Source organism: Corynebacterium meridianum (genome assembly GCF_016342265.1).
Taxonomy (GTDB): domain Bacteria; phylum Actinomycetota; class Actinomycetes; order Mycobacteriales; family Mycobacteriaceae; genus Corynebacterium; species Corynebacterium meridianum.
This window is the reverse complement of the sequence record NZ_JAEIOS010000011.1, coordinates 752,841-777,957: the sequence shown is the minus strand read 5'-3', so window position 1 is coordinate 777,957 and position 25,117 is coordinate 752,841. Positions and strand designations below refer to the sequence as shown.

Here is a 25,117-nt window from a genome sequence, read left to right as displayed (position 1 = left end):
GCCGGACAGGTGTTTGTCCGGGTGCAGACCGGTGCGACAATGGTCGGGTGACTGAGGTGGCCGCTGGATTCAGCATGGTGTTCGGTGTGATCGCCGTCGGCTTTCTCGTCGGGCGGATTGGGGTGCTGGGGGAGGACGCACTGCGGGTTCTCAACCGGTTCGTGTTCTTCGTCGCTCTGCCCGCGCTGGTGTTCGGCCGCGTGGCCGTCGCCGACTGGTCCACGATCATCGCGCCGTCATCCGCTGTGATCGTCACCTCCGCACTCATCGTCGGCGTCGCGACATCCTGCGTCACCCGTTTCATTACCGGGACATCTGCACCGGGATCGATCATTGCAGGCCTGTCGTCCTCCTACTGCAACGCGGCGAATCTCGGCCTCCCACTGGCGGTCCACGTCCTCGGGGACGCCGCGGCCGTCGTTCCGCTGCTGCTCTTCCAGATCGGGTTCTACGGTCCGCTCGCGTTGACACTCCTCGAGTCGTTGACCGGAGGCAGGGGACTGTCTCCCCGGGTTCTGGTGAGTACGGCACTGGCGAATCCCGTGGTCGTGGCAGCTCTCGCCGGAGGAGTCTCCAACGCCGTCGGGTGGCGGCCCGCGGGGCCCGTCGACGGTGTCGTGTCTCTGCTCGCCGGGGCCGCGGTCCCGGTCGCCCTCATCGCTTTCGGTATCTCGCTCGCGACGGTGCGCCTGCTGGATTCGTCCACCGTGTCCCGCCGGACACTGGGCGTGGCGGTGGCGGGGAAGAACATCGTGCACCCGGCCGTCGCCTGTCTTCTCGGTGTCGCCGTCGGTCTTGACGGGGCGATACTGCTCACCGTGACCGTACTGGCTGCGTTGCCGACTGCACAGAACGTGTTCGTCTACGCGGACAGGTACGGCGTCACCACCGCGCTGGCGCGGGACGCGGCGGTGGTCTCCACCGTCGTTTCGGTGCCGGTGATCCTCATTGTTTCCGCGTTGCTCGGCCGGTGGTAGTACAACTCATTAATCGGTGCCCTGGGTGTGAATAACGCTGTGCGCTGCAACGATGAGCGCCAGCCACGTCTGGGGGTGCTGATCCTGGGGATTCGGCAAACAGCTAATGATGTTTCTAATCTTGTTCCCGTTCCTTATCAGCCACCGACGAAGGCGTGATCCATGAAGTCGCCCGGACAATCCGGACCAGCACAGACCACCCCACCCGAACAGACCACCGAAGACAAACCCGGCAACGACGGTTTCTTCGGATGGCTGAAGACGGACCCTCTCATCTTCTTCCTCTCCGGGGGGATCATCGTCGCGTTCGTCGCGGCGGCCGTCATCTTAGGGGAGAGCGCCCGCCGGACCCTGGAGGGCGTGGCCACGTGGCTGCTCACGGATCTCGGCTGGCTCTACATCGGAGGCGTGTCCATCTGTGTGGTGTTCCTGCTCGGGGTGTTCGTCTCCCACTTCGGCCGGATGCGGCTGGGGGATGACGACGACGAGCCCGAACACTCGGTGCTCGCCTGGTTTGCGATGCTGTTCGCGGGCGGTGTCGGTGCGGTGCTCATGTTCTGGGGCGTGGCCGAGCCGCTGCACCACATGACCAACCCGCCGATGGCCGATGTCGAACCAGGGTCCCAGGAGGCTGCCGTCGAGGCGATGGCGTTCACCTTCTATCACTTCGGCGCCCACATGTGGGTCATCATGGCGCTCCCGGGACTGGCGCTCGGCTACTTCATCTACAAGCGGAAGCTGCCCCCGCGGCTGAGCTCCGTGTTCGCCCCCGTCCTCGGCGCCCGGATCTACTCCTGGCCCGGGAAGCTCATCGATGTCCTGGCCATCGTCGGTACCGTCTTCGGTATCGCGGTGTCCGTCGGACTGGGAACCCTCCAGATCAACGCCGGCATGAACATGCTGTGGGACGTACCCGTCATGGGACCCGTCGAGCTGGGCATCATCGTGTTCATCACCGTGATCGCCTCGATCTCCGTGGCCAGCGGCCTGGAACGGGGCATCAAGGTCCTGTCCAACGCGAACATCGCGATGGCCGTTGTCCTGATGATCTTCGTCCTGATCACCGGACCGACGCTCACCCTGCTCCGCTCCACCGTCCAGGGCTTCGGCATCTACGTCGACAACGCCCCCGGCATGATGTTCTACACCGACGCATTCGCCAATAACCCCGGCTGGCAGGGCTCCTGGACCGTGTTCTACTGGGCGTGGACCATCTGCTGGTCACCGTTCGTCGGTATGTTCGTCGCCCGCATCTCCAAGGGCCGTACAGTCCGCGAGTTCATCGCGGGTGTGATCTGCCTGCCGGCGATCTTCTCCGTGATCTGGTTCGCCATCTTCGGTCGAGCCGGTTTCGAGATCGAGGCGCTCGATCCGGGTGTCCTCGTCGGTCCCGTCGTCGAGGAGGGCAACACCGCGGCCGCACTGTTCACCTTCCTCGAGTACTACCCGGCGACCGGCATCGTCAGCATCTTCGCACTGGCGATCGTCGTGATCTTCTTCATCACCTCGATCGACTCGTCCGCGATGGTCACCGACATGTTTGCCACCGGTGAGGAGGATTCATCGCCCGTCTACTACCGGGTCATGTGGGCGTGCGCCATCGGTGCCGTGGCCGGTGCACTGCTCATCATGAGCCCCGACACGGGTATCGAGACCCTGCAGCAGGTCGTCATCATCGTCGCCCTCCCGTTCTTCATCATGCAGTTCGTGATGATGTACTCCCTGATGAAAGGCATGATCGACGACGCCGCCGCGAAACCGAAGCTGCTCACCAGGCAGTGGGACCAGACCGACTCCCCGGAGAAGCTCGCCGAGCAGGAGAACCGTCCCGCGCCCGGATATGACGCGGACGGGAATCCGCTGCCGCCGCTCGCCTACGAGTACGACGAGGACGGCAACATCGTCATCTCCGGCAATGTCGTCGTCGACGGGGAGCTCGACGTCAAGGGGGGAGAGGAGAAGACCTCCGACGAGTCTGAGGCCGCTAAGGGCTCCTGACGCCGTAAACGGATAGCCCACAACCTTTAGAACACCGCCCCGAGCAGACAGCTGGGGCGGTGTTTCTCTGTGTGTGCCCCATCGGCCGGGTTTCAGCAGTGAAACCTCGGTTCACGTGCGCTATGCGGTTGGTCGAAATGGTTCTGTTCCGTCGCTGTTGTGACGCCGATGGCGGCCGGAGCCCCGCGATCCGGGAGGCCCGGGCACCGCCGGTGACAACAATCGATTCGACGTCACAGCCGGATGTACTTCGGGGCGATCACTGTCAACGAGACAAGCCCCCCGGATCACGCATCCGGTACCCGACCACAGGCGACGTCACTCACCCCTGTGGTGCGTCCGGTGGGTTTGGTCGTGCCCAATCACCGATCACCGGCGGCACCGTCAACGGCGCAGGACCGAGGATCTTCTCCAGATTCCCCGACCGCTCCACCTGAGACAACACCGACGACGACTGCTTCCGATCCCGCCGACCACCACCTGTCCCCACCATCGGCACACCACCAGCCACACCACCCCGACCAACACCCGCCCCCTGCGCACCACCGGACCCCACATGACCCACAGCACCTGACCCCCCAGGCGGAACAGCCCCACCGGCACGCGGTGCCACCCCGGCACCCGGCACACCAGATCCACCGGGCAGACCAGACCCACCGGCACGCCCCACACCACCAGGCCCCACGCCAGGTCGCGCACCCGGCATGACCATTGGCCGCTGGCCGGTGCTACCTGCGACCCCCTTGCCCGAACCACCTGACGGTGCACCTGACACGGCACGGCCACCACCGGTACCACCGACAACACCGGGTCCAACACCGACACCAGCCCCACCGGTAGAACCCCCACCAGCACCGGCGGCTGTGGCGGGATGTGCGATACCACCGAATGTAGCCGGGCCGGTCACAGTCGGTCTCACCCCACCACCGGGCACACCCACCCCGGAACCAGACCCAGAGACCACCGGTGCACCACCACCTGCCGCACCGGCGGCAGAAGTCCCCACCTGATCCGGGCGCACCAGACCCTCACCATCGGACTGCGCGGAGCCGATCGCGGCCGCGGTACCACCACCAGCGCCCACACCGACACCACCGGTGACCACCGGTGCGTTACCTGTGCCGAGGGTCATGCCGTCCCCGGTGGTGGTGTAGCCGTCGTGAGCGTCGACCGGTGTCTGCATCAGGTGACTGATCGGTGGGACAGCACCGGAGACCGCCGCAGGCAGGCTCCCGCCGAGGAAGGATGACACCCAGGCTTTCTCGGCGATCTCGCGTTCTGCGGGTTCCTCGATCAACGCCAGTTGCACCTCGGCAGCACTGATCTCGGCCTGGGCCCAGGAGTTGATGGGGTTGAGTCGGGCGACACTCTCGCCCATGGTCCGGGCGTTGGTGGAAAACACCCGCGCGCTGGCGGCGACGGTGGTGATGGTGTGGGCGGCCCGGTCGAAGGATTCCCCGTCGGTCAGGTCCGTGATCTGTGCGGCGATGTGGTCGAGTTCATCGGCGATCTGCGCGGTCTGTGTCGCTGTCTGGGTCCAGGTCTGTTCGGCTCGGTCGGCTGCTGCGGTGTCGGTCGTGGAGAACATCGCGGACAGCCCGGCCAGTGTCTCACCACCTCCGGGGATGTGTGGGGGTGTGAATGTGAACGGCCGGTAGTCTGCGTCGGGCCGGTCGGGAAACGGCAGTGCCTCGGGGGTTACCTCTGGTCCGGGGGCACCGGTGATCAGTTGGATGCGGGTCACCCCGTCAATGGTTTCCAGGGCACGGACCGTAGAGTGTAGTGCTTCAGCCAACCACTGGGCCTGGTTTTTGAAGACGGTGAGAACATCATCGGCTGACCCGGCCGCCCCGGTGAACACCTGGGCGTGCTGGCGACCGAGCTCTGCCAATCCAGGGGCCGACGAATACAATTTAATCCCTGGACCAAAGATTATCTGTCCACTAATTCTGTGGATCTTCTTATGCTCTTCTCGCAGTGATCGGATGATGTTATCCAATCGTGCGACATCAAATTGAACGGACACTATCGATTATTCCTTTCGTATTTATCCGGTGATGATTTCAACCAGGTGAAGCCGTCGGTGGCAGTATAGGTTTTGTCGAAGTATTTGAGTGCCAGTGGACAGGATTCTTCCCACGTCCATGTTGTTGGCCCTGACGCAACTAACCCCAATCGTCCCCTGGGGGTGTGCGCGCCGATAAAGCACCTACTCTGATTACGAGGGGAGAAAGTGTAGAAGTATGCGTTCGGCACTTTTGACTCCGGTACGTCGCGGATGAAGAAACCCTGTTTTTTGATGAATTCCTTACTGACGTTGTCGGTATAGAAGCCGAAGGTAGTTACCTCTAGCCTGGTGTCTTCGATCAGGTCGAGATCGCAGCTTATTCCTTTTCCCAGCAGTTCGTCGTCCAGGCCGTAGGTGAACCGTTGAAATTCGCCGGTGAAACCGATCCTGTTCATGGTTTCCTCGGACAGCTCCAGGCACGGGTCTGGGAGGTTCTTTCCGGCCTCCACGGGGTCGAAGATAATGGGACTACCGTCGGTGTTGGCCGTTGCCGAAGACTGGTCTTCGGAGACGGCTTGCTCGGTTGACTGTGCGGTTGGCGTGGAGGCCGCTGATTCGTCTTGCCCATCACCGGGCTGTGGTGGCGGGGTCTGGCAGGCGGCCAAGATTATCGAGGCGCTCGCGACGAGCACCTTCAGGAGCGTGTTTCGATTCAAGGGGAGACCTGGCTTTCTCCGGAAAACGGTGATACATCGAGATGGCTTCTTGCACTGCTTTCAAAGGCGTTAGACCGCATCGGGCCTGGGTAGGTTCCCTGTGATTCCCGGATTGCATGGCCGCGGGGGTGAAAGCTCGTAAAACTGCCGGAGGACGGCACCCCTATCGCGTATGAATCCGAGCTGTATGTCCGCCTTTGCCGGGCCCGCTACGCTGCCGGGGTGCAGGTCGCGGGAATCTGCCCGGGTAATGCGTCGGGATCGATCACGGTGCCGGGTTTTCGGATGGCCGACTGGGTGTGAGGCACCTTCTTAAGTGGCCTTCACTACTTGGGCCGTGGAGGTTGTGGTCTCGCCAAGCCTTTCAGACTGTCCGAGAAGCCCACGGTCACGACGCTTCCGGTGAACTTGTACCACCGGTGAATGCCCGAGCATGATGCTGCCTGGGATCCTCCAGCCCAGGGAACTTGTGATCACTTACTGCTGACGAGCGAAAAGTGGACTGGCACCGTTGCGCTGAATCTCTTTCGATGGTTCCCGAAGCGATCCAACTATGAGATCCGGTTGTGTGGAGTTGGTACGTCAACCCACTATCGGGATTTTTCTCAGTCTCTCTGCCCAGTTCTCAACCAGATGAATCCGTCGGTGGCAGCATAGGTTTTGTCGAAGTATTTCAGTGCCAGAGGGCAGGATTCTTCCCACGTCCATGTTGTTGGTCCTGTTGCAACCAGTCCCAATCTTCCCCTGAGAGTATGTGTGCCGATAAAGCGGGTACTCCGATCTCACCGGGAAAAGTTGTAGAAGTATGCGTTCGGCACTTTTGATTCGGATGCGTTCCGAATGAAGAAGCCCTGTTCTTTGATGTATTCCTTACTGACGTTGTCGGTAAATAAAACCAGGGAAGTTACCTCTGGCCCGGTGTATTCGGTGGGATCGAGTCGCAGCTATTCCCTTTCCCGGCAGTTCGTCGTCCAGTCCGTAGGTGAACCGTTGAAATTCGTTGGTGATACCGATCCTGTTCATGGCTTCCTCGGACAACTCCAGGAAGAGGTCCGGGAGGTTCTTTCCGGCCTCCACAGGATCGAAGATGATGGGACTTCCGTCGGCGTCGGCGGTTACCGGGGACAGGTCATCCTCCGAACTTTCACCGGCTGGTCCGTCTTGTGGATCGGTGGTCGAGGAACCGGCGACCGGATCGGACGGTTGGGGAGACGGCGTCTGGCATGCAGACATCGTCAGGGCGCCCCACACCAGGATCAATCCGAGAAGTCCGGTGGCATTCAACGGGCATCCCCACCTTTCCTGTGATGATCGGACTTACTACGGCACCCGGGTCCGAACCGGGGGCTCCATCATGGTCAGACTTCCTTCATGTCGGATAGGTTCCCCGGGCCCGGGAAAACGGGGAGGAGGGCCGGAAATGGGCTCGGAGTGTGATGACACCTGTTCGGTGGCTTCTCGGCGCTGACGCGACACGCCTGTCTTCCTGCAACCCGTGGTGGTTGTTTAGGGTCCTGTCTCTTGTGGAAATCGGGTCCGTCCGATGCCAGGCGTATGTCGGTCGACAGACAGCTGCGCCCGGCCTGTGGGTGCGGGGCGCAGCTGTCTGGAACATCTTCGAACCGCATTCTGAGGCTCGGATGTGCGGTGTTTTCTCAGCCCTTTTGGGGCTATGAGTCAGTTGTCGGTCGCGCTACGGAGATTCGCGGCGTGCTGTTCAGCGAGTTTCTTGGCTTCGTCGAGTGCCTCCAGGCGGGCCGTGGCTTCGGTGCGTTCGCGTTCGATGGCGTCGATGCGGTGGTCGAGGGCCTCTATGGCCTCCTCAGCATCGGTGGCCTGGACCTCGGCGATGACCTCGGGATCGTGGGTGACCACAGCCTCTTCAAGCGCCTCTGAATCACGATGTCCGCTACGCAGTTCGGCCTCGAGTTGATGCTCACCACCGACCGGTACGGCGCGGACGGGCCGCAGGATGAGATCCGCCACGTAACCGAGCCCGGCCGCGATGAGTGTAGGGACGACCCAACCTAGCTGCTGAGCGTGCATCGGTGACCAGTCGATCAGGGGACGGGTGACCGATGCCCCCCAACCGAGGGAAATGGTGGTCATGAGGGCCGCCCAGATCACCGCCACCGCCAGGGAGAAGAGGAACGCGTAATGGAGCTTGCGGCGGAAGATCGGTTCGATGAGCGTCAGGAACACGAGGGTGATCGCCGCGGGGTACAGGAAACCGATAATCGGTGCCGCTATGGCGAGCACTGTCTCGAGTCCCGTGGTCGACACCATGAGGGAAATCACCGCGAAGATGATCGCCCAGGACCGATAGGAGATGCCGGGCATGATGCGGTGGAAGAATTCGCTCGTCGCACCGATGAGTCCTGCGGCGGTGGACAGGCATGCCAGAAAGACGATCAGTCCGAAGACGACCATGCCCGCGAAGCCCATCGTGGATTCGGCGGCATGGGTTAGGAGAGTCGCACCGTCCTCGTAGCTTCGGGCGTCCGGTACCCGTTGACCGACGACTCCCAGTCCCACATAGATGACACCGAGAAGTGCGCCTGCACCGATGGCGGCGGCCCCGACACCACGGACGAGTTTCGGGCCGTTCGGGACTCCCTTGTAGCGCAGTGAGGACACGACCATGATTCCGAATGCCAGCGCGGCGAGAGAGTCCATCGTCAGATAGCCCTCGATGAGTCCCGCGGATAGCGGGTGGGCTGTGTATTTCTCGGTTGCGGGTCCGGGATTGCTCTGGAGCGTGAGAACGGAGAGTACAACGAGGACGATGAGGAGGGTGAGCAGGATCGGGGTGAGGTATTTTCCGAGTTTGTCCACCAGTCCCGTAGGGTCGAACGCCAGCGCCAGGGAGAGTGCGAAGAAGACCGCGGAGAACACCGCTGCCGCGGCCGTTGAATCGAGGCCTGTGAGTGGCGTCACGGCGGTCGAGAAGCTCACGACGGCGGTACGGGGCAGTGCGTAGAACGCACCGATCGCCAGATACACCAGGATCGGGAAGATCAGCCCGAAGATCTTTCCGCCCCTCTGCGCGAGATCGTAGATATCGTCGCCCGTGATGGCGACGGCGATAACGCTGAGTACCGGAAGCAGCACCCCGGCGGCGAGGAATCCGGTGATTGCGAGCGGAAACCCCATGCCGGCCTCCACGCCGAGCATGGGCGGGAAGATGAGGTTCCCGGCTCCGAAGAACATCGAGAACAGCATCAGTGTCGCCACCGCGATGGTACCGGTGGTGCCTGCTGAACGGGTGGATGCTGGTGTGCTCATTGCTGCCTTTCACACAGGTGCACCGGGCGGGAATGCGGGGTGCACGGAAACGGTCGATGTCCGCCCAGAAGTGAACAGAATCAGTCGGGCTTTCTTCACCCGAAAAACACTACTGCGTGTTTCCGGCCAGACCGTAGCGGGAAAGGGCCGTGAGTTGACGCAGTGGTGAAGATCACGCCCGTGCGCAGGCGTTCGCCATCCGATCGACGGCTTCGGCGAGTGTCTCCCGGGAGCAGGCGAAGTTCAGCCGGGCGTGACCGGCGCCGCCGGGCCCGAAGGTTGTTCCGTCGTTGAGCGCGATCCGGGCGTGTTCCAGCAACCACGGGGCGGGTTCGCCGGGGACTGCGGTGTCCCGGAAATCAAGCCACATCAGGTAGGTGGCCTCGGGAACAGTCGTTTTGAGACCAGGGATCCGTGCCGGGAGCTCGGCTGCGAGCCAATCCCGGTTCGACCGGAGATGATCGAGTTCCTCACTCAGAAATGCCTGGTCTGCGCGGTAGCAGGCTTCGGTCGCCACTAGGCCCAGCGTGGAGTACCCGCTGCGCAGCAGGTGATTCAACCCGTTCCAGGTGGTGATGTCATCCGGATTGGTGAAGATCATCTGCGCGCACTTCAGCCCCGCGACATTCCACGCCTTGGAGGCCGCGGTCACCGTTATGCACGTCTTCGCGGCAGTCCCGCTGACGGTGGCGGCCATCGTGTGGAGGCCGTCGTAGACGAGATGCGAGTGAATCTCGTCCACGATGATCCGTCCGTCATGTCGGGCCGCTGTATCCGCCAGCGCCCGGAGGAAGTTGGCGTCGAAGGTGTAGCCCAGGGGGTTGTTCGGGCTGCAGAGGATCAGTGATCCCGCTCCGGCCGCGAACGCCTGCTCGATCTCGTCCGGATCCAGACCGCCCTCGGCACCGACGTACACGACCTCACGGTCCGTGACCACCGGAAGATCCAGGAACGGTGGGTAACACGGAACCGGAATGATGATCGGCGATCCTGGACGGGTGAAGTGGTTGATCACCAGCTCCAGCCCCCGGACAACGTCGGGAATCGCGAAGATCCCGTCCGGGTTGAGATCCACCCCGTACCGGGAGCGGTAGAACGAGACCATCGCCGAACGCAGTGCCGTCGGCTCCGGGGGATAGCCGAACGCCTCTCGTCTGACGGCGTCGGCCATTGCCTGCTTCACCTCGGGGCAGGTACCGAAATCGGATTCCGCGATCCAGAGCGGGAGGACATCATCCGGGTGGAGGGTCCACTTCTGCGTGCCACGTTCGCGGAGCTGATCCAGGGAAGGAAAGTACATGACACCGAATCTAGTCCCGGAGCGGTCGTGGGGCCGAAGGCCCAGGGGCAGGCAACGGGATACTAGGATGAGTGTGCATACGACCGCCGGACCCCGGTGGGATGACCATCAGAACCCCGCGGAAGGTGTGGTGCAAGAAGTGACTACCAGAATCCGGTCCGCCGCCCGAATCATCGCGGCGACTCTGGCGACGGTGACTCTCGTCGCCTGCTCGGGCGAAAAAACCGATGCACCCGCTCCTGGGTCGGAGGCGACCAGCTCCGCTCCCGTCGTCGAGGAGGCGACCCCGTTCAGCCCGAAACAGGTGGAACCGGTGCTGGTCGACCAGGATCTCACTGAACCGGCGCACGACCCGGGCCTGAACGTGGATTGGCAGATCATGTCGGTGAACTACGGCAACTACGGTGGTTCCGTCATCCACGTCCTCATCACGAACCGCAACGACGTGGCACTTCCGGCCGATGCCTTCGCTCGGCCAACGCTGGCGATCTCTGACTATTCCGGAAACCTCACCGAGATCCAGCGGATGACCGAGGACCAGTATCCGGGCCTCGTTTCCGCGCTGGATCTCCCGCTCGGCCCCGGGGCTTCGACGAATCTCGCTTACGCGTTCCAGACCTCCTATGGGTCGCTCTACAACGCCGAGTTCCGGATCGGGAACATCATCTTCAAGGGCTCCCTGCCACGCAACTGAGTCCGCTCATCGCAGAACAAAGTTCCGGAACAAGGGCGGCTCAGGAACGCATGCGCGCGGCCATGACCAACGCACGCACCGGGATAGCGGCCTTCACCCGGGCGGGAACGGAGACACGGCGCCGCATTATCTCGGATGCCGGGATGACCGCCAGGCGGTCAGTCAGTTCCCCGTAGAGCAGGACAGCCGCGATCACCCCGGCCCGTACCCGTGCCGGGAGCAGCGGAACCGTCTCCAGCGCCGCGTCGAGGTCGGCACGGACATCCGTGACGACCTCGTCCCGCTTCCGGTCCGTCAGCGGGGCGCCGTCGCCGAGATAGCTGCGGCCCAGTTCGGCGGTGTCCTCGTGGAGGTCTCGCAGGAAGTTGACCTTCTGGAACGCTGCACCTAGCCGACGCGCACCGGTGGCGCACCGGACCAGTTCCTCCTCCGGGAGGGTTCGATCGGCGGTGAAGATGCTCAGGCACATGAGTCCGATTACCTCAGCGGAACCGTAGATGTACCTGTCGAGCTCGGCTTCGTCGTAGACCACGGAACAGGACAGATCGTGGCGCATCGAGGAGAAGAATGCCGTCAGATGCTCCGGTGACATGTCCGTCCTCCGGGCCGTACCGGCGAAGGCGTGGATCGCCGGGTTGGTGGAGAACCCGGTGTCCACGGCGCGGATCACGGCGTGTTCGAAGGCATCGAGTTCCGCACGCACCGCGGCTTCGCCGAGACCGGCGTCGGCCGCGGTACCGTCGACGATCTCATCGGCGATCCGCACGACGGCGTAGAGGTTCCTGATGTCCGTCCGGGTGCGCTCGTCGAGAAGCCTGGTGGCCAGTGAGAAAGACGTGGAGTAGTTTTCCATCACCCGCGCCGCGGCACGGATGGACATGGCGTCGTAGTCCGCCAGCGAGGTGCGGCGCTCAGACATGGAGACTCTCCGAGATTCCGTCGAGAACGGCGGCGAACGCCGCCCGGGCCTCCGGGGAAGGCAGCGCACCGGTGTCGGCGAGCACCGTGCGCGCGGCGGCGAGATCGTCCCGTGCCCGGGTGATCACCTCGTCCACCGCGCCACAGGAGTGCAGCAGTTCCCGCACGCGCTTCAGTTGCGAGGGATCGCCGCCCGCGAGAATCTCATCGAGTTCAGACCGGGCGGCTGTTTCCCTTGCCGCGGTCAGGAGCGGGGTGGCCCGGCCGAGAGCCAGATCGCCGGCGGCACTCTTGCCGGTCCGTGAACTCGACGAGAACACGGAGTGGAGGTCGTTGGCTGTCTGGAACGCGGCCCCCGCGTGACCCCCCATCTCCCGCAACACGGCGGTGTGCCCGTCGCGCCCGGCGAGCAGCGCCCCCGCCACGAGAGGGGCGCTGAAGGAGTAGGGGGAGGTTTTCAGGTGACTCGCCGTCCGTACGGCATCCGCACCCGCCTCCACACCCGGAAGGGAGTAGTGGAGGTCCAGGAACTCCCCCATCATCGACAGTCCCGCGGCGTCGGTGAGAAGCCGGATCAGGGACACGGTCGTCGTGCCTCCGGCACCGGAGTCGGTGATCAGACGCAGGGCCCCGGCCAGGGCCGCGGTTCCGGTCAGCACGGCGACGGATTGACCGTAGTGCGCAGCGTCGGAGGGATCGGTGCTCCCGGCGATGCCGTATTCATTCTCCGCCCGGGCGATCGCAGCTGCGTGAACCGTCGGGCGACCCCGGCGCGTCTCATCGGCGTCGAAGACGTCGTCGAGTATGAGGAAGGACCCGTGCAGGAGATCGAAGGCCGCGGCCACAGCGGTGTCACAGCGGGGGACAGGACCGGAGGGGCGGTCCGCGGCGATGTGAACCAGCAGGGACCGGAGGTGTTTCCCGCCGGTGCAGATCTCTCTCGCATCCTGTAACGGGGCCGCGGCGTGGGGGGTCGTCTCCGCAAGGAGATCGGCCGTCTCGGCGAACCTGGAGTGGAGATAGGCGACGGACCGCTCGCTGCGTTCCCGGAACATCGGGGAAGAAGGCGAGGGACTCATATTTACCATTGTCTCACGTTCGGCGTGAAGGTGGTTAAGCTGGTCGCATGATCAACGGACGTGAACTCGTGGTCCTGGCCGATGACGCGGGCAGGCCGACCGGAACGGCACCCAAGGCCACGGTGCACTCCACCGAAACCCCCCTTCACCTGGCTTTTTCCTGCTATCTGATCGGCGGTGCGGGAGAGATCCTCCTCACCCGCCGGGCGCTGGGCAAGAAGACGTGGCCCGGTGTGTGGACCAACACCATGTGCGGTCACCCGGGGCCGGGGGAGGAAACCGTCGATGCGCTGCTGCGGCGCGGTACCCAGGAACTCGGCCTGAAACCGGAGGACCTCACCGACGTCACCTGCGTACTCCCTGATTTCCGGTACCGGGCCGTCGACTCATCGGGGATCGTCGAGTTCGAGATCTGCCCGGTGTACACGGCCTTTTTGGCCCCAGGGGCGACAATCGATCCGCTGGCCGGGGAGGTTGACCAGACGGCGTGGATCGCACCGTCCAGGCTCGTCGCCGCCGTCCACTCCGCCCCCTTCGCGTTCAGCCCCTGGATGGGGGAGCAGCTCGCGCACTCTGAGCTGCGCCGGGCACTGGGGGTCAGCTGACGCCGGTCAACCGTTTGACCGCCGCGAGGGGGATGTCCAGCCAGTCGGGACGGTTGTTGGCCTCGTACGCGACTTCGTAGAGCGCCTTGTCCAGTCGGTAGGCCTCCAACAGGGAGGTGTTCTCTGTCCCGTATCCGTCCAGGAAGGCGTCGACGCAGTCCCGCGCCCACCCTGCCGGATCCTCCGGCCCGGGAGCCGTCGAGTCGCTCTGGGCGTGGAAGTGCGCGGCGTAATCGAAGGAACGGATCACCCCGGCCAGATCCTTCAGAGGGCTGTCCGGCTGGCGTCGTTCCTCGAGCGGTCGGGCGGGTTCGCCCTCGAAGTCGATGAGCAGCCATCCGGCGTCGGTGCGCAGTACCTGGCCGAGGTGCAGGTCACCGTGGACCCGCTGCACCGGGGTCGCCGCCGTCGTGTCGAGCGCGTCGTAGACGGCGTGAGCCGCTTCACTGTAGTCGCCGATCACGGGGACATCGCCGGCGAGCTCGGTGAGCCGTTCGGTGAGGTGGTCCCGGACCTCGTCGACGCCCGTTGCACCCGTGTCGAACGCGGATGCGAGATCGCTGTGCACCCGTCGGACGGCCCGGCCCAGCTCCCTGGCTTCTTCGGTGAAGGACCGGCCGTCGGCAGCGTGTTCCAGGGCCAGTTCCCAGCCATCCCTGGTACCCCGGGCGAAGTCCTGGACCATCGCCGTGGTGAACTCCCAGCCATCGACGTCGACGGTGACCCAGCCACGCAGCGGGGCGATGTTCGGGCATCCGACGCGGGACAGCCCGGCGAGCAGCTCGACATCGGGATTGGCGCCCGGTTGGAGCTTCCGGAAGTACTTGACCATCAGGCTGTCCACCGTGCCGTCACCGAACACCAGCGAGGTGTTGGACTGTTCCCCGGAGATCCGTCGTCCCCGGAGCCCCGTGGGCATGACCGCACCGGCCAGCTCGCCCGGTTCCCGGACACCGTCCGCCCCGCCGTCGGTGTCACCGCCCACGATGTGGAGCGTGCCGCCGCCGGCCGGACGCCCCTCGGCGATTGCCGTACCGAGTGCCGTCGCGACCTCCGGGGTCCCCAGGACATCGGGGAGCGTCTCGTCGGTGTCGTCGACGAGCATCTGGTACAGACCGTCGGGGGTGCGGGCCACCAGCCACCGGCCACCGGCGGCCTCCGTGGTTGCGACGACCTCGACGGTGTCGATCGGGTGCGATTTCGCACCGTAGTAGCGGCTGGAGGACAGGGTGGCGGCCAGGACTGCGGGGTTCACGTCGGGACTCCTACTTGTTGTTCCGGTTGGACAGGTCGAACCAGAAGAAACCGTGCGGGGCGAGTGTGACCACCCAGTCCCGGTCCGTTTCGACCGCGGGGAACTCTTCGCCCCCGGTGAGCTCCACCGGCGCGACACCGGCGAACTCGGACAGGTCCAGGGAAACGGCCTGCGGCCGGTTGGACAGGTTGTTCACGCACAAGATGACGTCGTCGCCGTTCTCGCGCAGGTAGCTGAGCACAGCTTCATTGGCGGAGGCGACCTCGCGGTAGCCGCCGACCCCGAAGGCGGGGTGCTGTTTCCGGCAGTGGATCAGGCGACGGTTCCACTGCAGCAGGGAATTCTCCTGCGACAGCTGACTCTCCACGTTGACGGCGGAGTAGCCGTACTGCGCGTTCTGGATCGCGGGCAGGTAGAGCCGTTCCGGTGCCGCGGTGGAGAATCCACCGTTGCGGTCGTCGGACCACTGCATCGGGGTGCGGACCCCGTCGCGGTCACCGAGCCAGATGTTGTCGCCCATGCCGATCTCGTCGCCGTAGTACAGCACCGGCGAACCCGGCAGACTGAGCAGCATGCCGGTCAGCAGCTCGAGCTGGTTGCGGTCCCCGTCGAGAAGCGGAGCCAGACGGCGCCGGATACCGACGTTCGCGCGCATCCGCGGATCCTTCGCGAACTCCGCGTACATGTAGTCGCGTTCGTCGTCGGTGACCATTTCGAGCGTCAGCTCGTCGTGGTTGCGCAGGAAGATTCCCCACTGGGCGGTGTCCGGGATGTCCGGGGTCGCGGCGAGGATGTCGCTGATCGGGGTGCGGGATTCCTGGCGAACCGACATGAAGATCCGGGGCATGAGCGGGAAGTGGAATGCCATGTGGCACTCGTCGCCGGCGGTTTTCTCGCCGAAGTACTCGACGACGTCCTCCGGCCACTGGTTCGCCTCCGCGAGCAGCACCCGACCCGGGTACTCCTCTTCCACGAGCGCTCGGCACCGCTTGAGGAATTCGTGGGTCTCGGGGAGGTTCTCGCAGTTGGTGCCCTCCCGCTCGTAGAGGTAGGGCACCGCGTCCAGGCGGAATCCGTCCAGCCCGAGGTCCAGCCAGAACCGGAGCACATCGAGCATCGCCTCGCACACCTCCGGATTGTCGTAATTCAGATCCGGCTGGTGGCTGAAGAAACGGTGCCAGTAGTACTGGCCGCGTTCCGCGTCCCACGTCCAGTTGGAGGTCTCGGTGTCGATGAAGATGATCCGCGTATCGGAGTATTTCTTGTCGGAATCGCTCCACACGTAGAAGTCACCGTAGGGGCCCTCCGGGTCGCGCTTCGACTCGATGAACCAGGGGTGCTGGTCGCTGGTGTGATTGAGCACGAGGTCGGTGATCACGCGGATACCGCGACGGTGCGCCTGGTCGATGAGCTCGACGAAGTCGTCGACCGTGCCGAACTCGGGGAGGACCTCGCGGAAGTTGCGGATGTCGTAGCCGCCGTCCCGCAGGGGGGAGTCGTAGAACGGCGGGAGCCAGAGGCAGTCCACACCCAGCCACTCGAGGTAGTCGAGCTTCTCCGTCAGTCCCTTGAGATCACCGGAGCCCGTGTTCGTCGAGTCGTTGAACGCGCGGACGAGGACTTCGTAGAACACGGCCTGCTTGTACCACTCGGGTTCGGGCCGTTCATTCGGGGCGTCGCCCGGTGCCGGGGCCGGCGTATCGAAGTCGTCGGAGGTCGGTTCGACGACGTGACCCTCCGCGTCGATCTCCGGCTCGGGTGCCTCTTCGGTCGTGTGCAGTTTCAGGGGATCGTCAGCCATGCACACCAGACTAGAAAATCCTGTGTCCTCCGTGCAGAACCGGGGTCAGGGAAAGGCTCTGCGGACGTACCCCAGAGGATCCGCAGCCGAGCCTGTTTCACCCGTCGCGATGTCGACGGTACGGCTGAAACGGTCTCCGTCGGTGTCGAACTCCGGCCACACCGGCCGCTGACCGGAAGCGAAGTTCAGCACCATCCGGTGCACCCGGTCGGCCACCGGCTGCAGGCGCCCGGCGGCATCGTCCCCCAGTAATGCGTCGACCCGCGCGGGCAGGGTGCCCAGGCAGTCGAACACCAGCGGAAGCTCGGCGCAGTGGAGCGCAGGTTGGTCCCCGCTGCCCGTGAACTGCAGCATCCACACCGGGCCGGGTGCGGTCTCCGCGATGGAGCTCACCCAACGCCGGATCGTCGAATCGCCGATCATCCGGCCCGCGACACGGTCCGGGTCGATCCTCCGGCAGGCGTCGATGTACGCGCCGGGCTCCATCGTCGCGCCCAGGTTCCCGGCGAGCAGCCTGGCGAACCCCGCGCCCATGCCGCGGGCGTCGCACCAGGCGCCGACGGGCTCGAGATAGAACTCGTCCGCCGTGTGCGTCAGCAGGATAGGGACATCGACCAGCTGTGAGCCGTCGAATGGGTTGGGACCGACCGCGGAATCCGTGATGTAGCGGGTGCGGTAGCGGCGGTAGAGCGCGTCCCGCCGTTTCGGGGACAGGGACGTCAGTTTCTCGCGGGCCGAGGAACCACCGAGGAAGGGCAGCGCGCGGCGGCGCCGGTCGAAGGACTGGCGCGGGTATCCGGGGGAGAGTGCGACGATGCGGCGGAAGGCCCCCCGGTAATGGTCCCTGCGGGCCAACCACACGGCCATCCCGCCGCCCGCGGACTGCCCCATCAGCGTCACGTTCGTCGGGTCGCCGCCGAAGGACTCGATGTTGCGTTGGATCCACTCCAGGGCCATGACGGCATCGTCGGTGCCCCGGTAGTGCGACGGGTCCTCGTCGTCGAAGTGCGCGAATCCCTCGAACGCCATCCGGTACCCGATGGAGACGAACACCGCCCCGTCCCGGGCGAATGCCTGGCCACCGTACCAGGAGCCGTCGTGGTGCCCCGACTCGTAGCGGCCACCGTGGAGGAAGGCGATGACGGGCAGATCCGGCGGTAGCGATGCGGTGTCCGCGGCCGCGCGCACCGCGGACACCGGGGCGCTGACCGTGAGCCCCACCTGGCGTGCCTTCGGAATCGTCGCATCGACCGTGCCCCGTTCCCGCAACGGCTCCGCAGCGGCGAAGGGGGACGGTATATGCGAGTAGGGCAGTGAATAAAAAGTGACGGTGTCTACGGAATCGTTGCTCTTGATGGCTCCCATCGCTTTCAAATCCGGAGAAACTACGGGGAGTGACTGGGGGCTATCCATGGAACAAGGCTATCAACCGTTGTGAATCTAGGGGCGGTGAACGCTTCTAGGCTCTGACGCAGCTACAGGGGGCTCCTTCGAGAAATTTCGGGTGAACCCGAATAGGGTAATCCTCAGCCAGTTTGTGGTAGCTTTGGTGCTACATGGCAGGATGCCAATTGAAAATCCGACACTGTAACACCAGAGCAAAATTTGAAATGGGACTATTTCGACCGGATAAGGCTTTCCGCAGGGGAACTTTCACCATGCCTTGTACCAGGCAAGAAGTGCAGGGTGTGATTTGTTCAACTACCGATGTGGACGGACGCTGCCAGTCCGGTGGACCTGCTGAGCGCTATCTTCAGAGGGAAAGCGAAGGAAAAGATCCTGCGGAACCACCCCTCACTGAGAGAATCTATATGCAGGAATTTGGCGAAGATGGTTTCATCCTTACCGCGGGCAACCGTGTCCACACCATGTGGCGCATGAAGATGACTCTCGAAGGTGACAATCCGGTACACGGAACGTTTGAATACATCGAGCACAACGGGGACCGTTGGTACGGTAACGTCATGAATTTGGTATTTTCACTTGACGATGCGATTCGTTCAGTGGGGGGAGGCACAGGAAAGTGGCATTGGCTGTGAGCGTCATCATGAGCTGTATCCAGTCCCGAACGACACTTGGTCGCTCTCTATAGGTTGTAAGCTGAGGTCCAGATGGTATCCGAAAAAAAATTGAACGAGATCTCTGCTTTGATGAGGTCTAATCAATTTGGTGAAGCGCTCCCCGTCGTCTTTGAGACTATGTTAAGTAACCCTGAGGACGGGCTACTGAATGTTCTATTGGGGGACATATATAAAGCTCTCGGGGAGCAGGATGGGGCTAGGAAACAGTACATCGATGCTTTCTGTAAAGAATATCAGTGCGCGCGTAGGGTGGCTATACTTAGCCTTTCTACGCTAAAAATAGCGGAATCGGAGATGGAGAGAACCCGCCCTCATTCTGCATTAAAGGCACTTAAACAAGGCTACTTTGCCGCGGGTGGAGGCGTCAATGTACATGTCTGCAATTTGGCGCTGCAGGCATCGTTCGACGCTTTCGGAATTGCGGCTGTGGATCCGGCCGGCAGGAATCTCTTGGTTCTACTTCGTGGAGATGAAAGTAGTAGCATGGCCGAGAAGGCGAGAATTGCGGCCTATATTTATGCGAAAATGGCGAGTCTGCAGGTTGTGGAGACACAAAATGGTCGCTTTAAAAACCTGGACCAAACTGTTGCGGGGATTCAACGGCTTCGCCGTTACTGCGGAATTGTGTGGTCATACTACAGTATGACCTATGGTGACAAGCGCGGGGAATTGGATGATTTAGAAGATTTTGATCTGATCCGTGCCACATTGATTCCATGGAGAGTCGCCCACGGGCGTTCCGATGGCCGTCCGGTCGATGCAGACCCTGTATGTATGATTGAGGAATTGTCAACAAAGGGGATGTTTGGGTTGAGTGAATCTGTAGAGGAGCCGCCCGAGGCTCCGTGGAACTACAATTTGAAAACGAATTAATAAAAGTCGTGTAGTTTGTCCCGCGTCTGCTGTCCTGACAGCTTTTGACGAAAATCATATCAACGATATTGAATCCGGATATTTCGGAAAAAATATTGACTATCTTCCTCTTTGCGATTGCTCTACGTCCTCGGTTCTCCAGACTGGCCTTTTACCTTCTGTGCCGGTGGTTGGCGGTTAGGTTTAATTCTACGCCAGTGCGCTTCGCGATGTCGTCTTCGTAACAGCAAAAAAGTTTCGGTCTTTGTTTACTTAATTCAGTGAAGCGTCGCCGAAAAGCGGCTTGCACTTCAGGTAGTGTAGAATCTGGTGATCGAGGATCCCAGTTGTACAGATATATGTCGCCATAGAAACTATACCGCTCCGTAAATTGGCTGTTTTCGGAGCAATGCTCCCGTAGTACAGTGCCCGGAATAGCTAGAGCCATGAGACGCGGTTGCGGCCTTTTGGTTGGTCCGCTTGTATTCTTTTAATCAAATATATAGGTGCCTACACTTCCTTCCAACGGCGATAGGTCTCTACTGTTGTAAACGCAAAGATCGGATCCGCGGGAAAGATTGGGTGATGCCGAGAATCCCCTGTGGAATCTCCCGGCCTACCTGGGGCAATGCCTTCAGCCTCACCCATGTACTATTTCTGCGGCACCATGGTCCATGCAGCGTCGGCCTGGGAGGATTATTAGGCAAATTTTCTGATGGTTTGGGTGGTGGTCCTGTCGCTACCTGCTTCCCCGTAGTAGGGTTCTGTGGCGCAATTCCACTCGGTTGCATACCTGTTAAAGGTGAAGGATCGGGCGTGAGTGCCGTCTACCGATTATTCGTTTAATATTGGGCTCCCCGTGGTGGCGCTGCGAAACCGGGACGCACGCGCAAGTTGTTCCGTCGTTGTTTCGGGGATCGCATTTCTGAGTCCGAAAATGCATCGTTTAATCGGGAAATACCCTTTTCTATTCCTATTTCTGTCGATCCGTATTCTTGCTGTAGGGTTGGCTCGGCCAATTGCGGAGCACTTGTCAAATGCCCGCCGGGATCGCAGATGACGTGGTTTATTCAAAGAGTGAAGCAGCTAGGGCGAAGTGTAGGGGGCACGGCGTCATGTGGATGGTGGCGTACACGCCCACTTCGATACAGTGGAAATTCGCCGCCCCCGATCCATTGCTTCATTGTCGAGGATACTGCAATTCCGCTGTATTTCTGGATGTCCCTGATTTTCCAATATGAGCCGAGAACATCTGTTTTTGTGGGCTTGGTAACCACGTTTCTCCCAAGATCTTCGGAGGTTTTGTCCTCGTCAATGATGCCCCGTCTTTAAATCGCCGCATAGGGTAGGTCGCCATCTGACGTGGTGGTCAGTGGGGATATGCAGGAATCCATCTTGTCGTCAACCTGTGGTTCGTCGCGGAAGCGATCTGGAACATGCAGGTGGTGGGATGTGGTTTGGATGAAGGGGGGGGCTGTGCGCCGTGAGATTTGATCAGAACGGATCCGCGGGGAGCGGTACAGGATGGGCGGTGCCGTATAGTCTGTTCTTCGGCTGCTGTCGTTGGCAACGGTGATGTTTAAGGCGGGTGCTCCATTGAGCTGATCGATCGCTGTCTGGTATGTCGATAGTGAATCGGATCGCTGATAACGGCAGAATTGGCGGTGTTGTGATAATCGAAATCGTTTTCGGAGATAGTGGTTGCCGGGTCCTCAATCTGGTCGGTGCATTAGGCACTGGGCCGAGTTTTCCTTAACGAGTAGTTTCTACGGATGTTTCATGGTTTCGGATGGGGATGGTCGGTCAGTTTGGCTTAAACCGATGATGTAGTCACCTGGATTGAAATGTTGTTGACGTGTTCGATCTATTGATATTGGTTGTCATTTTCTAGTTGTTCGTAACGGGTTACCCCTTTTGGGATTCCCCCTTCTGCGGTAGATGTTTTGCTGGTACGGTCGTTTTAGAGGCCATCCCTCCAGGGCCTCATTCAAATAGTTCCTTTTCTTGTTAGGAGAGAAAAAATGGCTTGTGCATGTGTCGCCGCTGGAAAACCCCGTTGTCCCTACTGCAATGAGGCCGTCGTTCATGGCCTCAAGAATCATCACTGCCGCTACGGGCAGTGCAGCTAGATTCTGCGAGTGCCATAGAGCACCTCTACTGTCCTGGCGGAGAGTTTCTTGATTTTTAGCAGGTTCCCGTCAATGCAGTGTTTGAACGCTCTGGTCTTTCATTGATGCTGTTGTTTCTATATGTGGAGACTGGAGGAAGGCGGGTTCCCGCAATGTAGCTTCGCGGGAGCCCGTTTTTTTGGGGTTTTGTCGGTTTCCTTTAAATTATGTTTGTCTTCAGTAGTTTATCCATTTTTGCCCGCTTTGATCCTTGGGGGTGCGGTCTGCAGTGTGACGGAAGTGGCGGTGCGGAGGCTTCATCAGTAGCTTCCTGATGTCGTGTGGAAGACTTTTTAGGGTTGTTGGGGTGCCGGTTTCTGATCGTTAATTGCGGTGTTTTCGAGATGTGGGGAAAGATCCCTAGAAATTATCGCTTAATTTCAGTGTATTAGAATAGGGGTAAATCTGTGCTGTCTTTTTGTAGGAGACCGCGGTGTGCGAGCAGAGCTATTCCTTTAGGTTTTTCGGTGCTTAAATCGGACTTTATCTGAAGAAGAACTGAGCCTGGGTGATTGCGGGTGAGAGTGGTCCCGTGTAATCTCTTCCGTTTCCTGTCTGTCCTTTACTTGACTAGACTCACGGCATCATGGACATTCACGCGACGATCACCGGGGTGCTCGACTGGATCGGGCAGCGGCTCACCGGCTCGCCGTTGTGGATCCAGACGCCGTTGGTGATGGTTGCGGTGCTGTTGATCTGTGTTCCGCTGGCGGCGCTGCTGCTGAAGGTGGTCAACACTGCCGCGGCCGCGTTGGAGCGGATCCCCGGGCGCAGCGACGGCGGTGCCGTACCGGCCGGGACCGTCCCGCGTCCGGAGGTGCATGGCCCTACCGGAGTGCGTATCGTCTCCATCTCCGAACCCGCGGTTCCGGAGGACTAGACTGGGGGTCGGCAGCACCGCCTGACGGCGGGGAGGACGCAAAGACGAGAAAGCAGTGGCCGATAACCGCTATGAGTAACCAGGCACCGAAGAAGAAGCGCAACTACGGCCGTTCCCGCGTGAAGCTGGCCCTGGTGGGGCTCCTCCTGCTCGTGATCATCGGCTGGCTGGTCACGCTCATCTAGCCGTTCACGAAGCGAGGTAGAAGAGGGGCGGGGCCCGGGGGCCCCACGGCCCCGCCCCTCTTCTACCGGGTTCAGCGCTTCGACGCCTCGGCCACGGCCCGGAACCACGGGTTCTCGGGAAGATCCTCGATGAGGACCACATTCCCGGATCCGTCACAGAGCGGTACACACCAGTTCGGGTACAGCTCGTGAGTCGTTCCGGGCTGGTTCTGTGCACGGACATCTCCGACCATGTCGACCAGTGACGTGCACGCGAGCGCGGACGGGGTCCCGGCGATGTACCGGTGCATCCCGACGATCAGTTCCCGGATCGGACCCCGGTCGCCGCGGGCCGCTCCATCGAAGGCGCGGTCCTCGACGGCGGTACCGGAGAAGCAGCCGTGTTCCTGGATGCGGGTGAGAACCTCGTTCTGCCATGCGAGATCCCCGCGGTCCTCCTCCGCCGGGTCCGTGGTGAACAGGCCGAGCCGTTCGCGGAGCTGGATGTGTTCGCCGCGAAGCATTCCGGCGGTCGGGGGGAGATCGTGGGTGGTGACCGATGTCAGGGCGAGTTCCCGGTAACGGTCCTGTCGGCGGGGGCCGGGGATCTCCGGATCGTGCTCGAACCACAGGATCGTGGTGCCCATGATTCCCCGGCTCGCCAATACCTCCTGCACCCACGGTTCGAAGGTTCCCAGGTCCTCGCCGATGACGACCGCACCGGCACGCTCGGCCTCGAGAGCGAGGATGCCGACGAGGGCCGCGTAGTCGTAGTGGACGTAGGTGCCGGTGGTCGGGGGCTGCATGCGCGGGATCCACCAGAGGCGGAACAGCCCGAGGACGTGATCGACCCGGATGCCCCCGGAGTGACGCAGGACCGTGCGGAGCATGTCGCGCCAGGGGGCGTAGCCGCACTCGGCGAGCCGCTCGGGGTGCCACGGCGGCTGCGACCAGTCCTGGCCCTGCTGGTTGTAGTCGTCCGGCGGGGCACCGACGGATGCCGCCTGGACGAGAACGTCGGAGAGGTTCTCGGCGTCGGCACCGCCGGGGTGCACACCGACGGCGAGGTCGGCCATCACGCCGATGGACATGCCTGCGTCGGTTGCGGCCTTCTGTGCTGATTGTAGCTGGTCATCGCAGATCCACTGCAGCCAGCGGTAGAAGCCCGCAGCCTCTTCGACGGTGCGTTCCTGGGCGGTGTCGACGCCCGGAACTGTTCCGCCGGCGGCGAGAACCTCGAGCTCGCGGCGGGCACACCAGGTGGCGAAGTCGTCGAGCCCCCTGCCCTCCTTCTCCAGGTAGGTGGTGAACGCCTCGGCGCGGGACGGGGTCATCGGCAGCTCGTAGATCTCCCGAAGTGCCGCTAGTTTCGCGGTGTAGATCGGGTTCCGGCTGATCTCTCCGGGTGAGGTGTTGTCGGCCTTGAGTTTCGCTGCCGTGTCCTCGATGCGGACCCGGTCGGCGGGGGAGAGAAGCCCGTATTCGTCGATGTCCTCGACGCGGATGTACAGCGGATTCGTGAACCGGCGCGTCGTCGGCAGGTAGGGGGAGTCCTCCACCGGGGGGAACGGTTCCGCGGCGTGCATCGGGTTGACGAGGAGGAAGTCCGCGCCTGCGTTCTTCGCCAGTGACCTCCCGAGGTCGCGGAGGTCACCGAAATCGCCGATTCCCCAGCTGTCCCGCGACCGCGTCGAGTAGAGCTGCGCCATGACACCCGAGACCGGGGTGCGCAGGTACCTGTCGGAGGTGCTGAGACGGGCGGGGGTGACGATGAGTTGGCACGAGCCGCTGACTCCGCCGGTGGATTCCATGGACAGGGTGTGCCAGCCGAGCGGCAGGTCGGTGGGGACGGCGAAGCTGGCTTCGCCCCAGGTGACGCCGTCGATGGTGCGGGCCTCGACGAAGTTGTCCACCTGCTGCGGGGTGACGGTGGCTCCGTCTTCGAGGGTGATGGTCACTGTGACCGGTTCACCGTCATGTACGTGGACGGTGAACTCGTGGGGTTGTCCCGCGATCGCCACGACACAGGGCGGTAGCGGGCGGGTGAATCGCGAGTCCAGGTGGGCCTGGCGCGCGGCGGCGAGGGATTCGGCGGTTGGCTCGTCCCCGCCGCGGAGGATGTCCACCCCGAGCGCGGCGAGGGTCTTGGTCAGGGTATCTTCCGACACCTCGACCAGTTCCCCCGCGGCGGTGTGGTAGCTGGTCGCCACCCCGTGGAGGTCTGCCAGGGACTTCAGCTCATTGATGTAGGTCACGGGCACTCATCTTGCCATCCAGCCGTGTCCGACCGCACCCTCAACCCCGTCAGGAGACGCGCCCGAGCCGGAGGTGCCCGC

18 protein-coding genes are annotated in these 25,117 nt (G+C 62.4%); 7 read left to right on the top strand and 11 right to left on the bottom strand.

All coding sequences use genetic code 11. The features are described 5' to 3' along the window. Nucleotides 1-47: 47 nt before the first annotated feature. Entirely contained in the window at nt 48-977 is a 930-nt protein-coding gene (locus JDV75_RS06625; RefSeq protein WP_198738415.1) for an AEC family transporter, read from the top strand. 162 nt (nt 978-1,139) lie between these two features. Then, nucleotides 1,140-2,975, top strand: a complete 1,836-nt coding sequence (locus JDV75_RS06620; protein WP_198738414.1) for a BCCT family transporter — start codon at nt 1,140-1,142, stop codon at nt 2,973-2,975. 322 nt (nt 2,976-3,297) lie between these two features. On the opposite strand, the gene JDV75_RS06615 is transcribed toward JDV75_RS06620, so the two are convergent. The 5 genes from JDV75_RS06615 to JDV75_RS06595 form a co-directional block, all read right to left on the bottom strand. After that, on the bottom strand, nt 3,298-4,719 hold the full coding sequence (locus JDV75_RS06615; RefSeq protein WP_198738413.1) for a hypothetical protein: 1,422 nt from the start codon (nt 4,717-4,719) through the stop codon (nt 3,298-3,300). A gap of 281 nt (nt 4,720-5,000) precedes the next feature. Further along, nucleotides 5,001-5,675, bottom strand: coding sequence for a hypothetical protein (locus JDV75_RS06610; RefSeq protein ID WP_198738412.1), 675 nt, complete (start codon nt 5,673-5,675; stop codon nt 5,001-5,003). Nucleotides 5,676-6,569: 894 nt separating this feature from the next. Then, the gene (locus tag JDV75_RS06605; RefSeq protein WP_198738411.1) at nt 6,570-6,983 is read right to left on the bottom strand and encodes a hypothetical protein; all 414 of its coding nucleotides are present in this window, start codon (nt 6,981-6,983) and stop codon (nt 6,570-6,572) included. 393 nt (nt 6,984-7,376) lie between these two features. Next, a complete protein-coding gene (gene brnQ / locus JDV75_RS06600; protein WP_198738410.1) occupies nt 7,377-8,984 on the bottom strand; it encodes a branched-chain amino acid transport system II carrier protein in 1,608 nt (535 codons plus the stop codon). 172 nt (nt 8,985-9,156) lie between these two features. Continuing rightward, complete coding sequence (locus JDV75_RS06595) at nt 9,157-10,284, bottom strand: MalY/PatB family protein (protein ID WP_198738409.1); 1,128 nt, start codon at nt 10,282-10,284, stop codon at nt 9,157-9,159. Nucleotides 10,285-10,423: 139 nt separating this feature from the next. Between JDV75_RS06595 and JDV75_RS06590 the strand changes: the two genes are divergently transcribed. Next, on the top strand, nt 10,424-10,978 hold the full coding sequence (locus tag JDV75_RS06590) for a hypothetical protein (RefSeq protein ID WP_248095432.1): 555 nt from the start codon (nt 10,424-10,426) through the stop codon (nt 10,976-10,978). A gap of 40 nt (nt 10,979-11,018) precedes the next feature. On the opposite strand, the gene JDV75_RS06585 is transcribed toward JDV75_RS06590, so the two are convergent. Together JDV75_RS06585 and JDV75_RS06580 are read right to left on the bottom strand one after the other, a co-directional pair. Further along, on the bottom strand, nt 11,019-11,897 hold the full coding sequence (locus JDV75_RS06585; RefSeq protein ID WP_232958191.1) for a phytoene/squalene synthase family protein: 879 nt from the start codon (nt 11,895-11,897) through the stop codon (nt 11,019-11,021). After that, complete coding sequence (locus JDV75_RS06580) at nt 11,890-12,975, bottom strand: polyprenyl synthetase family protein (RefSeq protein ID WP_198738408.1); 1,086 nt, start codon at nt 12,973-12,975, stop codon at nt 11,890-11,892. Before JDV75_RS06580 ends, JDV75_RS06585 begins: the two co-directional genes overlap by 8 nt. A gap of 47 nt (nt 12,976-13,022) precedes the next feature. Between JDV75_RS06580 and idi the strand changes: the two genes are divergently transcribed. Continuing rightward, complete coding sequence (idi, locus tag JDV75_RS06575) at nt 13,023-13,580, top strand: isopentenyl-diphosphate Delta-isomerase (protein WP_198738407.1); 558 nt, start codon at nt 13,023-13,025, stop codon at nt 13,578-13,580. On the opposite strand, the gene JDV75_RS06570 is transcribed toward idi, so the two are convergent. Genes JDV75_RS06570 through JDV75_RS06560 form a run of 3 tightly spaced genes read right to left on the bottom strand, consistent with a single transcriptional unit; the run spans nt 13,573 to nt 18,001 of the window. Then, nucleotides 13,573-14,835: a phosphotransferase gene (locus JDV75_RS06570; RefSeq protein WP_336244304.1), complete on the bottom strand. Its 1,263-nt coding sequence runs from the start codon at nt 14,833-14,835 to the stop codon at nt 13,573-13,575. The genes idi and JDV75_RS06570 overlap by 8 nt on opposite strands. Nucleotides 14,836-14,845: 10 nt before the next feature. Then, a complete protein-coding gene (gene treS, locus JDV75_RS06565; RefSeq protein WP_198738406.1) occupies nt 14,846-16,636 on the bottom strand; it encodes a maltose alpha-D-glucosyltransferase in 1,791 nt (596 codons plus the stop codon). Nucleotides 16,637-16,681: 45 nt separating this feature from the next. Continuing rightward, nucleotides 16,682-18,001 carry a carboxylesterase family protein gene (locus JDV75_RS06560; protein ID WP_198738405.1) on the bottom strand — a complete coding sequence of 440 codons (1,320 nt, stop codon included), beginning with the start codon at nt 17,999-18,001 and terminating at the stop codon, nt 16,682-16,684. Between the two features lie 206 nt (nt 18,002-18,207). Between JDV75_RS06560 and JDV75_RS06555 the strand changes: the two genes are divergently transcribed. The 3 genes from JDV75_RS06555 to JDV75_RS06545 all read left to right on the top strand — a co-directional run bounded on the left by JDV75_RS06555 (nt 18,208) and on the right by JDV75_RS06545 (nt 22,617). Next, complete coding sequence (locus tag JDV75_RS06555; protein ID WP_198738404.1) at nt 18,208-18,675, top strand: hypothetical protein; 468 nt, start codon at nt 18,208-18,210, stop codon at nt 18,673-18,675. 72 nt (nt 18,676-18,747) lie between these two features. Next, nucleotides 18,748-19,590, top strand: a complete 843-nt coding sequence (locus JDV75_RS06550; protein WP_198738403.1) for a hypothetical protein — start codon at nt 18,748-18,750, stop codon at nt 19,588-19,590. A gap of 2,733 nt (nt 19,591-22,323) precedes the next feature. Next, nucleotides 22,324-22,617, top strand: coding sequence for a hypothetical protein (locus tag JDV75_RS06545; protein ID WP_198738402.1), 294 nt, complete (start codon nt 22,324-22,326; stop codon nt 22,615-22,617). A 256-nt stretch (nt 22,618-22,873) separates the two neighbouring features. Here JDV75_RS06545 and malQ read toward each other — a convergent pair whose 3' ends face one another. Further along, nucleotides 22,874-25,036 carry a 4-alpha-glucanotransferase gene (gene malQ / locus JDV75_RS06540; protein ID WP_198738401.1) on the bottom strand — a complete coding sequence of 721 codons (2,163 nt, stop codon included), beginning with the start codon at nt 25,034-25,036 and terminating at the stop codon, nt 22,874-22,876. Nucleotides 25,037-25,117: the final 81 nt, after the last annotated feature.

What these genes read in the sequence shown, in the direction of transcription:
- JDV75_RS06620 (WP_198738414.1), top strand. Translation starts at nt 1,140, where the DNA reads ATGAAGTCGCCCGGACAATCCGGACCAGCACAGACCACCCCACCCGAA.
- brnQ (WP_198738410.1), bottom strand. Translation starts at nt 8,984, where the DNA reads ATGAGCACACCAGCATCCACCCGTTCAGCAGGCACCACCGGTACCATC.
- JDV75_RS06595 (WP_198738409.1), bottom strand. Translation starts at nt 10,284, where the DNA reads ATGTACTTTCCTTCCCTGGATCAGCTCCGCGAACGTGGCACGCAGAAG.
- JDV75_RS06585 (WP_232958191.1), bottom strand. Translation starts at nt 11,897, where the DNA reads ATGTCTGAGCGCCGCACCTCGCTGGCGGACTACGACGCCATGTCCATC.
- JDV75_RS06580 (WP_198738408.1), bottom strand. Translation starts at nt 12,975, where the DNA reads ATGAGTCCCTCGCCTTCTTCCCCGATGTTCCGGGAACGCAGCGAGCGG.
- idi (WP_198738407.1), top strand. Translation starts at nt 13,023, where the DNA reads ATGATCAACGGACGTGAACTCGTGGTCCTGGCCGATGACGCGGGCAGG.
- treS (WP_198738406.1), bottom strand. Translation starts at nt 16,636, where the DNA reads ATGGCTGACGATCCCCTGAAACTGCACACGACCGAAGAGGCACCCGAG.
- JDV75_RS06560 (WP_198738405.1), bottom strand. Translation starts at nt 18,001, where the DNA reads ATGGGAGCCATCAAGAGCAACGATTCCGTAGACACCGTCACTTTTTAT.
- JDV75_RS06550 (WP_198738403.1), top strand. Translation starts at nt 18,748, where the DNA reads ATGGTATCCGAAAAAAAATTGAACGAGATCTCTGCTTTGATGAGGTCT.
- JDV75_RS06545 (WP_198738402.1), top strand. Translation starts at nt 22,324, where the DNA reads ATGGACATTCACGCGACGATCACCGGGGTGCTCGACTGGATCGGGCAG.